Origin of the sequence: Streptococcus sp. HMSC073A12 (genome assembly GCF_001812815.1) — a bacterium.
Lineage (GTDB): Bacteria > Bacillota > Bacilli > Lactobacillales > Streptococcaceae > Streptococcus > Streptococcus vaginalis.
The window spans coordinates 1-10,678 of record NZ_KV810526.1; the positions used below are offsets into that span (position 1 = coordinate 1).

A 10,678-nucleotide genomic window follows, 5' to 3' on the forward strand; every position below is an offset into this window, starting at 1 on the left:
TACTAGATTATAATTTGAGATATTTTGAAATTAACTAGCACCACGGGTCATATATACAAAAAGTAGACCCGCTCCCTGAGAGATTATAGACAAGTTTTTGAGCTATTCAGAAGACTTGAGATACCACTATAATATCTATCAGCTCTTGCTTTTTCACTTTCAGAACAAGGAGCCTGACAAATTTTTCGGACTCATTGAGGACAATCTTAAGCTGGTTCATCCTCTTTTTCAGACTGTCTTTAAAACCTTCCTCAAGGATAAAGAGAAGATTGTCAACGCCCTTCAACTACCCTATTCCAACGCAAAATTGGAAGCCACTAATAATCTCATCAAACTTATCAAGCGCAATGCATTTGGTTTTCGGAACTTTGAAAACTTCAAAAAACGAATTTTTATCGCCCTAAATATCAAAAAAGAAAGGACGAAATTTGGCCTTTCTAGATCTTAACTTTTCATCTACCCACTACAGTTGACAAAGAGCCAATTTATTTTGATGAATTTCCACATCAATTAAACGCTTTCCAAATCCTCTCTTCACCTTTGCAAATTCAATACCTTTATTGAAAGCCCCCCTCAGCAACACCTAATGCAATAGCACTTAAGCCAAGTTGCATATTTTTAATGATGTTAGCAAATTGGACATCCCCAGCTAATTCGTCTCCCAATAAGGCGTTTTCCGGGAGCAAGACATTTTTCAGCGTGACTGAACTCAAAGGAAGACCTATCAAGCCCGATTTTTCAATCTGTTCACCAATTAGCACATCCGAATCTTTTGGATCAACAATAAAGAGTCCGTACTTCTCCACCTTACCTTGTTCTTTTACTTTTGCCAAAACCAGTAGTATATCTGCAACGCTGCTATTGGAAATCATCGCCTTTTTCCCTGAGAGACACCATCCCTGCTCAGTCTTTGTCGCATACGTTTCAAGATCTTCTAGCCCCTTTAGATGTTTATACTCGCAAAATCCTAATCCTCCTATATACTGACCTTTTAGTAACTTTTCAAGATATAATTCCTTTTGCTCTGCTGTCCCAAAATTCAAAATAGAATAAATTCCATAGCAACCTTGTGTTAATAAAACAGCTGAAAGAGCAGCAAATTCATTAGCAATTTTTCAGATAAATGTGATGAAATCAGAACTTAACGTGTGATTCTCTTCAGATAAAATGGGCAAAAATATATCCATTTCGTTCGTCAATTCATCCCACATTTCCTTTGGAAAATAAGTTGATTCATCATGTGATTTTATATAGTTTTTAATTGCTGTATTCGTATATGAATCAATCATAGCTGCTGTAGTGCTAATTTTTGACATCAATTTGCTCCTTTATTAGGTATCAAGGCTCGAAATAGGATGATAGTAACCTTTCAAAAGTTCTTCATAAACGTATGCTTCAACTTCATTATAATTTGCTTTATACGGTCTGCAGAACCAGATATTAAATGGAACCGGATCTTTAAAACGAACAGCTTTAAACTTATTTTTATCCACAAAATATTCTACTGGACGAGGTAAAATAGTAATCATATCATTCTTATACGTAGACTCTGTTAAAAAATCCCATGCTGATGATAAATATGTAAAATTTGTCTCTATCTTCTTATTTTTTAATTTTTCAGCTACTAATTCATAAGTGGTAAATGATTTATTAAATGTTGCTAAATCGTAAGCGGCGATGTCTTTCCATTCAAGAAGTTCTTTATCTGCTAAAGGATGATTTTTATCCATATAAGCTGCATATTCATCGGCTTGTATAATATATTGCTCGTACTTTTTAGCATCTAAATTAGTCGGCTCAATCAATAAAACAAAATTTAAATCACCTTCAAGAAATTTTTGACGTAAATCCTTGCTTCCTCCCTCCACAACTTGAATATTAATGTTCAAATTATCCTTTAAAAATTTAGGGAGAGCACTTGCAAAATAAACACGCAAAATCAGAGAAGGAATGGCTAAGTTAATGGTTCCTTTTTGTTTTTGCGCTTCCATATGAATCATGGATTGCATTTCTTCATGACGATTGACAATTTCCGTAGCAAAACGATAAATTTTCCCACCAGCTTCTGTCAGACTTTCTAATCTTCCATTTCTACGATTAAAAAGCTGCAGTCCTTCAGTCGCTTCAAAATTTGTGACAAATTGACTCAAAGCAGATTGACTAATATGAATTTTTTTAGCAGCAATCGAAAGATTACATCCACATTCGACGATATTGATAAAGTAAGTCATTTGAATAATATCCATGTTCATCGTCTCCTATCTTTCAATATTTGTAATATAATTGTCAGGAATAAAATAGCAACTGATCTTTTTAATATAGATGATCAGTTGCTAATAGGTTGATTAAAAACTTATCATCGATAAAGTTCGTTATAAGCATATACTAACACACTTTATGGCAAACAGTAGCTATATTTGCTTGATAATTTAACTAGATAGACATTGTTTTTAAGTCATCTGATACGATTACTTCGCCCTCTGTCTTTTCAAGAACTTCTTCCAAAGAGACACCGGGAGCTAATTCTTTCAAAAGGAATTTCCCTTCTTGAAAACCAAATACTGCTAATTCTGTAATGACCAAATCCAAAACTCCTTTAGCTGATAAGGGCAGTGTGCATTCTTTCAGCATTTTTGATTTGCCGTCAACGGTAGTATATTGAATAGCCGCGATAACCCTTTTGACACCAACTAGAAGATCCATAGCTCCCCCCATTCCTGGAGCAAACTTATCGGGGATAATCCAGTTTGCAATACTACCATCTTGGCTAACTTCTAACGCTCCTAAAACTGTAGCATCAACGTGGCCTCCACGAATAATGGCAAACGACGTTTGAAGGTCAAATAAAGATGCTCCCGTAAAAGAGTAGTGGGGGCTCCACCAGAGTTCGCCAGATTCGCATTGTAGTTTTCTTTTGTTGGTGTCTCACCAAAACGAAGAGCACCATTTTCTGCTTGAAGGATAACATTCACGCCTTCAGGAATATAATCAGCAGAGGCATTCGGAATACCAAATCCAAGGTTGATGACATCTCCATCTTTAAATTCAAGAGCTACACGTCTTGCTATAATTTCTTTTGATTTCATATTAATTTACCCCTGCCAATTTTTTAGTCTCTATCCAGAGGTCGCTCATCATTTTATGATGTTCTTTAGAAGTCAAGCTTTTAACAACATAGTCTACAAGAATTCCGGGAATATATACATCGTTAGGATCAATTTCTCCAACTTCAACAATTTCATTGGCTTCAACAATCACTGTATCAGCTGCAAGAGCCAGCTGCAATGAAATATTTTTAGTTGTCCCATCAATGTATAAATTGCCATATTTATCTGACTTGGTAGCTTTAATCAAAGCAACATCGATTTTCAAAGGATCATAAACCAGATATTCTCTGCCGTTGCGAGCTACTTTTTCATAATCTTTTTCCAAAATAGTCCCAACTCCAGTCGGAGTCAAGACAGCTCCCAAACCAGCACCCGCAGCGTGAAGTCGTTCTACCACAGTTCCCATTGGTGTGAACTCAACTTCCATATCACCACTAAAATATTCATGTTGTACGGCAGCAGAAGTTCCCACATGAGCAGCGATGTATTTTTTTACTTGGTGATTTTCACACAAGCGACCAACGCTAAGCTCTTTACCCAGTTGTGAGGTAACAACAGATACTATTGTTAAGTTCTGTTGATTTTGTCGAACCAATTCTTCAATGAGTTCAAATGGTACACCTACCCCAAGAAAGCCTGAGATGCCAACCATATAACCAGATTTAATCTTAGAAACTGCTTCTGGTAATGTTACAATGTGCATACCACTACCTCCACCTACTATTTGCGATTTAATCACGACTTCTGCACTTTGACAAAAATATTGTCATAAACCATTTTGATTTCATTCGACAAAAAAACAAAAGTGGGATAGGGCTGAAAACTAAAAATTTTTAGCCCGTTCTCTCACTCTTGCAAAACTTGCTCAAGTATCGCGTGACTATTTATTTCCATCATAAAAACGAGGCTGGGATATTATCGTCCCAACCTCGTTTTTATTATAGTTGCATTTGGTTATACGTTTTACTAAATGCATTTAGAATTTCTTTTGGTGCGTCTTTATAAGAAGTTTCTTCTTCCAGCGTTCCTTTAACAATCGTTCGTGACGTAGCTGCAGCATCTTCACAAGTCACCAAAGTCACTTCATTGACACCTTCGCGGTCATTAATCACATCTACTCTATCAGGTGCTACATTCTCAACTGAAGTAATGGAGTAAGTATAAATTTTTTCCTTATCTGTCAGATAAATTTTCATTCCGGCTTTAGCACGATCTAAAGGAGAAAAGAGCATATTGCTTGCACCTGTAATCCCAAATACATGGTGACTAGCCAATGCGTAATTCCCTTTCCCCATTTGCTGCGTTTCTTTCATCGTACCTGCGCCATAATAAAGCCCCACATTATCCAAGCCTTTAAAAATCGGCAAATTCATTGAAAGTTCAGGAATAGCAATTCCACCAACAACTGGTAATTGCTGTGCTTTCCATTGCGCGTTAATCACATCTTCGGTAGACAGCGATTTAACTTTATCGAAATTAAAGCTAGTTTTGGCTTTTTTATTTTGAGTGATTTTATCTTTTGAAACTTTGCTCACTTGATACCGATTGGTATGCCAAACCATTATCATATTCCGAATAGAAGAGTTGAAAATAAGTGCAAGTGCAACAATGATTAACAATGTCGCAATAATGTTAATCAGAATATTTTTTCTTTTATTATGTTTTTTTCTTGTTGATGACATAACATTTCCTTTTATTTAGTTTATTCTTCATCCACTTCTTTTTCATTCTCTGCTGCAACGCTTGTAAAAGTAACAATCTGCGCTCCCTTATCTAGCCGCATTACTTTAACACCCAAAGTTGCACGTCCTGTTTGAGAAATATTAGCAACATTTGTCCGAATAATAACCCCTGTATTTGTGATAATCATCAAATCTTCATCACCATTCACAGCCATCAAACCTGCTAATGGACCATTTTTCTCAGTAATATTAGCTGTTTTCATCCCTTTTCCGCCACGTCCTTTCGTAGCGTATTCACTAGCTAAAGTACGCTTGCCATATCCTTTTTCAGTGATGACTAACACTTCTTGATCATTCGAAATGACACTTGCTCCTACAACATGGTCACCCGCACGCAAATTCACTCCACGCACGCCGGTCGCAGCCCGTCCCATATTTCGGACTTGGTTTTCATTAAAACGTACAGCATAACCCATTTTTGTTCCAATAATGATATCTGCTTGACCATTTGTCAAAAAGACATTGATGAGTTCATCCTCATCTTTTAAATTCAGAGCTTTCAGACCATTTTGACGAATATTAGCAAACTCTGTTACGCTTGTCCGTTTCACAACACCATGACGCGTTGTAAAGAAAAGGTAGGAATTATCATCATGCTCGGCTTGAACGTTGATAATCGTTTGGATTGTTTCGCCTTCGTCCAATTTCAATAAATTAACAATCGGCAAACCTTTCGCTGTACGACCGTATTCAGGAATTTCATAACCTTTCAAACGATAAACACGACCTTTATTGGTAAAGAAGAGTAAGCGATCATGTGTGCTGGTAGAAACTAATTCACGGACAAAATCGTCATCCTTTACACCTGTTCCTTGAATACCACGCCCACCACGTTTTTGCGCAGTAAATTCATCTTGGTTCAACCGTTTAATGTAACCCTTATTGGAAAGTGTAATCAAAACATCTGCTTCCTCGATGAGATCTTCATCTTCCAGAGCCAGTACTTCACCAACCATTAGTTCTGTACGACGTTCGTCAGAAAACTTACGTTTAATCTCTTCTAATTCTTCCTTGATAATCGCAACAACTCGTTCTGGTTTTGCCAATATATCTGCTAGATCTGCTATCAATTTCATCAAGTCGTCATATTCAGATTGAATCTTATTCCGTTCTAATCCCGTTAAACGGCGAAGACGCATATCCAGAATCGCCTGACTTTGACGTTCGGATAATTCATAGCGTGCCATCAACTCTGCTTGCGCTTCTGCATCTGTCTTACTGTTTCGGATGATGCGAATCACTTCATCAATGTGATCAAGTGCAATCAGCAAACCAGCTAAAATATGTGCACGAGCTTCCGCCTTTTCCTTATCAAAAACAGTCCGACGTGTCACCACTTCTTTTTGGTGTTCAATATAAGCAAGCAAAATCTCGCGTAAAGACAGAATCTTTGGCACTCCATTTTGAATTGCTAGCATATTGAAACTGAAATTCGCCTGCATTTGCGTGAGTTTAAACAAATTATTCAAAATAACATGCGCACTTGCATCACGTTTCACTTCAATGATAAAGCGAACCCCTTCACGGTTAGACTCGTCACGAACTGCCGTAATCCCGTCAATACGCTTTTCTTGGACTAACCGCACAATATGTTCATGAACTTTAGTTTTATTGACCATATACGGAAATTCGGTAACAACAATCCGTTCGCGACCAGATTTAGTTTCTTCGATTTCTGTCCGAGCACGTAAAACAATGGACCCCTTCCCAGTTTCATAAGCGCGATGAATGCCTGATTTTCCCATAACCAAAGCGCCTGTCGGGAAATCTGGACCAGGCAACACTTCCATAAGGTCACGTGTGGTCACATCTGGATTATCCATGACTAATTTCACAGCATCAATGGTCTCACCAAGATTGTGAGGAGGAATGTTTGTTGCCATTCCCACAGCAATACCTGTCGCCCCATTGACCAGCAAATTAGGAAAACGTGACGGTAAAACTAATGGTTCACGCTCACTACTATCATAGTTATCTGCAAAATCAACTGTATTTTTGTTAATATCGCGCAACATTTCAAGTGATATTTTGCTCATCCGAGCTTCTGTATACCGTTGTGCCGCGGGACCGTCTCCGTCCATAGAACCAAAGTTTCCGTGACCATCTACTAACATGTGACGGTAAGACCACCATTGCGCCATCCGCACCATTGCTTCATAGATAGAAGAGTCTCCATGTGGGTGGTATTTACCCATGACATCACCCGTGATACGAGCAGATTTCTTATGTGGTTTGTCAGGAGTTACCCCCAACTCATTCATTCCATACAATATTCTACGGTGAACAGGCTTTAAGCCATCACGAACATCAGGAAGCGCTCGAGCAACAATGACACTCATGGCGTAGTCAATGAAACTCGTCTTCATTTCACTCGTTAAATTCACATTTACTAAATTATTATCCTGCATTAAAAAATGCCTCTCTTCATTTATATGACCATATCATTATAACATAAATTGGGATTTTTTTCAGTAAACATCCCTTATTATAAAAACGTTTACATAAGATGATATGTATTATATTCGTGACAAAATGTTACAAAAGTGATAGAATAGATGTGTAAAGGGAAAATGTTCCCCAATAAAATAAAGGAGATGTTTAGCAAAATGACTCTTACTAAACAACATAAAAAAGTCATCCTTGTTGGTGACGGTGCTGTAGGTTCTTCTTACGCATTTGCTCTTGTCAACCAAGGAATCGCCCAAGAACTTGGTATTGTTGATATTTTCAAAGAAAAAACAGAAGGGGATGCTGAAGACCTTAGCCATGCCTTGGCTTTCACTTCACCTAAGAAAATTTATTCAGCAGAATATGCTGATGCGCACGATGCAGATCTTGTCGTTTTGACTGCTGGTGCACCACAAAAACCGGGTGAAACTCGTCTTCAATTGGTTGAAAAAAACCTTCGTATCAACAAAGATGTTGTTACTAAAATTGTTGCTTCAGGATTCAACGGTATCTTCCTTGTAGCTGCTAACCCAGTTGACATTTTGACTTATTCAACTTGGAAATTCTCTGGATTCCCTAAAGAACGTGTCATTGGTTCAGGTACTTCTCTTGACTCAGCACGTTTCCGTCAAGCACTTGCTGAAAAATTAGATGTAGATGCTCGTTCTGTCCATGCTTACATCATGGGAGAACATGGTGATTCAGAATTCGCTGTTTGGTCACATGCCAACGTTGCAGGTGTCAACCTTGAAAATTATCTCCAAGACGTAGAAAACTTTAATGCAGCTGAATTAGTTGACTTGTTTGAAGGTGTTCGTGATGCTGCATACTCAATCATCAATAAAAAAGGTGCAACTTTCTATGGTATCGCAGTTGCCTTAGCTCGTATCACAAAAGCTATCCTTGATGACGAAAATTCAGTTCTTCCACTTTCAGTATTCCAAGAAGGTCAATATCCTGGCGTTACAGATTGCTACATTGGTCAACCAGCTATTGTCGGCGCACATGGTATCGTACGTCCAGTAAATATCCCGTTGAATGATGCTGAAAAACAAAAAATGCAAGCTTCTGCTAAACAATTAAAAGACATCATCAATGATGCCTTCTCCAAAGAAGAATTTGCTTCAGCAGCTAAAAACTAAAGAATTTCCTTTCTTGAGAGTGGGGCTGTAAAAGTTGATTTATCAACGTATTAGAGTCCACTCAACCACTGCGTCTTATAATTCTAACTATATAAACAAAGGAAGCTGGGGACTTTTGTCTCAGCTCCTTTTTCATATCTAAAACGGATACGATAAAGTCATGATGCCGTGCAAATCAACTTTATCGTATCCATTTATTTTATATAATCTCACTTTATCAATTATTTCAATATATCTTTTAAATAAGGAACAGTCTTCTCACCCTTCATATCTGACAGCACCCGAATCCAGCGAAACGCTGTATGCTCTTCTGGATCAAGTTTAATCTCTCTATATTCCAGCAAATTTGCCTTATACACTAGACGCGTAAAAACGACGCCCTTTGTATCATCATAACAGCTATCCTCATGAAGAATCGAACTTAATTGTACCTTTTGGTTAACTTCTTCCATCGCTTCACGTACAGCTCCTTCTCGTGGCAATTCGTCTTCTTCCACACTCCCTCCAGGAATGTCCCAATATTCGGGATACATATTTGGCTCACCACGTTTTATTTTACTTCGTTTGATGAGCAAGTATTTTCCATTTTTTTCAATTAGAGCATGTGCAATCAATTTCACAGGCATTGGTAATCTCCCTTATAAAAATAAAAAATCTTGCATATAACAAGATTTATAAGCAGATAACAATCATCCACCCTGAGGGAATCGAACCCCCATCTCAAGAACCGGAATCTTACGTGATATCCATTACACTAAGGGTGGCAACTATTATAGTATACACAAAAAATGAAAAAATAACAAGTAAAAAAAGACTGAAATGATAAATTCCAATCCTTTTATTTGATTATAATTCAATATCACCAAATAAGTCAGCCATTGAAAATCCAGTTTGAGTTTCTGGAAGTTCAAAGTCACGCTTTTCTTGACGTTTTTGACGACGAGGACGTGATTGACGTTTTTCTTTTTGGTCATCTTCTTGTGCTGGACGTTCTTCAAGAGCCTTGATAGAAAGTGATACACGTTCTGCATCAGCATTTACATCAAGAACTTTCACGGTTACTTCCTGACCGACTTTAAGCACATCTTTGGGATTTTCAACACGTTTATGTGAAATTTGTGAAATATGGACAAGTCCGTCAATACCTGGTAATACTTCTACAAAAGCACCGAAATCTGTTAAACGTTTAACTGTACCTTCGATAACATCACCGGAAGCAAGTTTTTGCTCGACACCGTCCCATGGTCCAGGAGTTGTAGCTTTAAGAGAAAGCGATACACGACCTTCTTCTTCATTCAAATCAAGAACTTTTACTTCGATTTCATCGCCAACTGATACAACAGATTTTGGTGAAACATTGCGCTCATGTGACAATTCAGTTAAATGAACAAGTCCGTCAACACCACCAAGATCAATAAAAGCGCCAAAGCTTGTGATACGTGCAACTTTACCAGTCACGATGTCACCAACAGCTAATTTGCTAAATACTTCAGCACGTGCTGCTGCAGCTTTTTCTTCTACTACTTCACGGCGTGAAAGAATGAAACGATTTTCTTTTGGATCCACTTCTTTAATTTTTGCTTCAAATTCTTGGCCAACAAAACGTTCAGTGTTACGAACGAAACGAGTATCTAGCATTGAAGCAGGGATAAATCCACGAAGCCCTTCAAATTCTACTGAAAGACCGCCTTTAACAGCACGAGTACCTTTTACAGTAACAACTTCTTCTTCACGTCCAACCAACTTGTCCCATGCCTTGCGAGCTTCTAAACGTTTTTTAGATACAAGGTAAGTAACTGTATCAGTATCTTTACCAACTACTTGACGAAGAACAAGCAATTCAAGTGTTTCACCTGGTTTTACAAGATCGTTAATGTCAGCTTCACGATCATTTGTCAATTCACGAAGGGTCAACACACCTTCTACACCAGTTCCAGCGATTGCAACATTAGCTTGGTTCGCATCAACAGTCAATACTTCAGCAGTAACGACATCGCCTGGCTCAACTTGGCTAACACTATTTAGCAAATCTTCAAATTCATTCATCTAAAAAATCCTCCAACAATCAAGCATTTCTCGCTTGACATACTTATAATATTTTTCCTAAGCACCGCAATGACATTGAACTATCTTTAACGTTTCTCACCCTATAAAGAAATAAAATACCCTAAGATATTTTACCATTTATCTGATATATTACCTAAGAACTGGGGTAGCTGGATTCGAACCAACGCATGAG

General features: G+C 37.8%; 9 protein-coding genes, 1 tRNA gene and 2 pseudogenes. 2 read left to right on the forward strand and 10 right to left on the reverse strand.

The window, feature by feature from the left end:
* Window positions 1-79: 79 nt before the first annotated feature.
* Window positions 80-448: pseudogene (locus HMPREF2876_RS00240) on the forward strand (transposase); the annotation flags it as partial.
* Window positions 449-557: 109 nt separating this feature from the next.
* Here HMPREF2876_RS00240 and HMPREF2876_RS10420 read toward each other — a convergent pair.
* The 7 genes and pseudogenes from HMPREF2876_RS10420 to gyrA all read right to left on the reverse strand — a co-directional run bounded on the left by HMPREF2876_RS10420 (window position 558) and on the right by gyrA (window position 7,257).
* A complete protein-coding gene (locus HMPREF2876_RS10420; RefSeq protein WP_024051637.1) occupies window positions 558-1,043 on the reverse strand; it encodes an acyl-CoA dehydrogenase family protein in 486 nt (161 codons plus the stop codon).
* A 72-nt stretch (window positions 1,044-1,115) separates the two neighbouring features.
* Window positions 1,116-1,316 carry a hypothetical protein gene (locus tag HMPREF2876_RS10425; RefSeq protein ID WP_024051638.1) on the reverse strand — a complete coding sequence of 67 codons (201 nt, stop codon included), beginning with the start codon at window positions 1,314-1,316 and terminating at the stop codon, window positions 1,116-1,118.
* Window positions 1,317-1,331: 15 nt separating this feature from the next.
* Window positions 1,332-2,246, reverse strand: a complete 915-nt coding sequence (locus tag HMPREF2876_RS00250) for a LysR family transcriptional regulator (RefSeq protein ID WP_070583891.1) — start codon at window positions 2,244-2,246, stop codon at window positions 1,332-1,334.
* A 187-nt stretch (window positions 2,247-2,433) separates the two neighbouring features.
* Window positions 2,434-3,086: pseudogene (locus HMPREF2876_RS00255) on the reverse strand (3-oxoacid CoA-transferase subunit B).
* A 1-nt stretch (window position 3,087) separates the two neighbouring features.
* The gene (locus HMPREF2876_RS00260) at window positions 3,088-3,810 is read right to left on the reverse strand and encodes a CoA transferase subunit A (RefSeq protein ID WP_070583893.1); all 723 of its coding nucleotides are present in this window, start codon (window positions 3,808-3,810) and stop codon (window positions 3,088-3,090) included.
* Window positions 3,811-4,045: 235 nt separating this feature from the next.
* A complete protein-coding gene (locus HMPREF2876_RS00265; protein ID WP_024051643.1) occupies window positions 4,046-4,789 on the reverse strand; it encodes a class A sortase in 744 nt (247 codons plus the stop codon).
* A gap of 20 nt (window positions 4,790-4,809) precedes the next feature.
* Window positions 4,810-7,257 carry a DNA gyrase subunit A gene (gyrA, locus tag HMPREF2876_RS00270; protein WP_070583895.1) on the reverse strand — a complete coding sequence of 816 codons (2,448 nt, stop codon included), beginning with the start codon at window positions 7,255-7,257 and terminating at the stop codon, window positions 4,810-4,812.
* A gap of 198 nt (window positions 7,258-7,455) precedes the next feature.
* Between gyrA and HMPREF2876_RS00275 the strand changes: the two genes are divergently transcribed.
* Window positions 7,456-8,439, forward strand: coding sequence for an L-lactate dehydrogenase (locus HMPREF2876_RS00275; protein WP_003024429.1), 984 nt, complete (start codon window positions 7,456-7,458; stop codon window positions 8,437-8,439).
* A 221-nt stretch (window positions 8,440-8,660) separates the two neighbouring features.
* On the opposite strand, the gene HMPREF2876_RS00280 is transcribed toward HMPREF2876_RS00275, so the two are convergent.
* The 3 genes from HMPREF2876_RS00280 to rpsA form a co-directional block, all read right to left on the reverse strand.
* On the reverse strand, window positions 8,661-9,065 hold the full coding sequence (locus tag HMPREF2876_RS00280) for an NUDIX hydrolase (RefSeq protein WP_024051645.1): 405 nt from the start codon (window positions 9,063-9,065) through the stop codon (window positions 8,661-8,663).
* Window positions 9,066-9,131: 66 nt separating this feature from the next.
* A tRNA-Arg gene (locus HMPREF2876_RS00285) sits at window positions 9,132-9,203 on the reverse strand.
* Window positions 9,204-9,285: 82 nt separating this feature from the next.
* Window positions 9,286-10,485 carry a 30S ribosomal protein S1 gene (gene rpsA / locus HMPREF2876_RS00290; RefSeq protein WP_024051646.1) on the reverse strand — a complete coding sequence of 400 codons (1,200 nt, stop codon included), beginning with the start codon at window positions 10,483-10,485 and terminating at the stop codon, window positions 9,286-9,288.
* Window positions 10,486-10,678: the final 193 nt, after the last annotated feature.

Coding starts and splice junctions, on each gene's coding strand:
- HMPREF2876_RS10425 (WP_024051638.1), bottom strand. CDS start 1,316: ATGTCAAAAATTAGCACTACAGCAGCTATGATTGATTCATATACGAAT.
- HMPREF2876_RS00250 (WP_070583891.1), bottom strand. CDS start 2,246: ATGGATATTATTCAAATGACTTACTTTATCAATATCGTCGAATGTGGA.
- HMPREF2876_RS00260 (WP_070583893.1), bottom strand. CDS start 3,810: ATGCACATTGTAACATTACCAGAAGCAGTTTCTAAGATTAAATCTGGT.
- HMPREF2876_RS00265 (WP_024051643.1), bottom strand. CDS start 4,789: ATGTCATCAACAAGAAAAAAACATAATAAAAGAAAAAATATTCTGATT.
- gyrA (WP_070583895.1), bottom strand. CDS start 7,257: ATGCAGGATAATAATTTAGTAAATGTGAATTTAACGAGTGAAATGAAG.
- HMPREF2876_RS00275 (WP_003024429.1), top strand. CDS start 7,456: ATGACTCTTACTAAACAACATAAAAAAGTCATCCTTGTTGGTGACGGT.
- HMPREF2876_RS00280 (WP_024051645.1), bottom strand. CDS start 9,065: ATGCCTGTGAAATTGATTGCACATGCTCTAATTGAAAAAAATGGAAAA.
- rpsA (WP_024051646.1), bottom strand. CDS start 10,485: ATGAATGAATTTGAAGATTTGCTAAATAGTGTTAGCCAAGTTGAGCCA.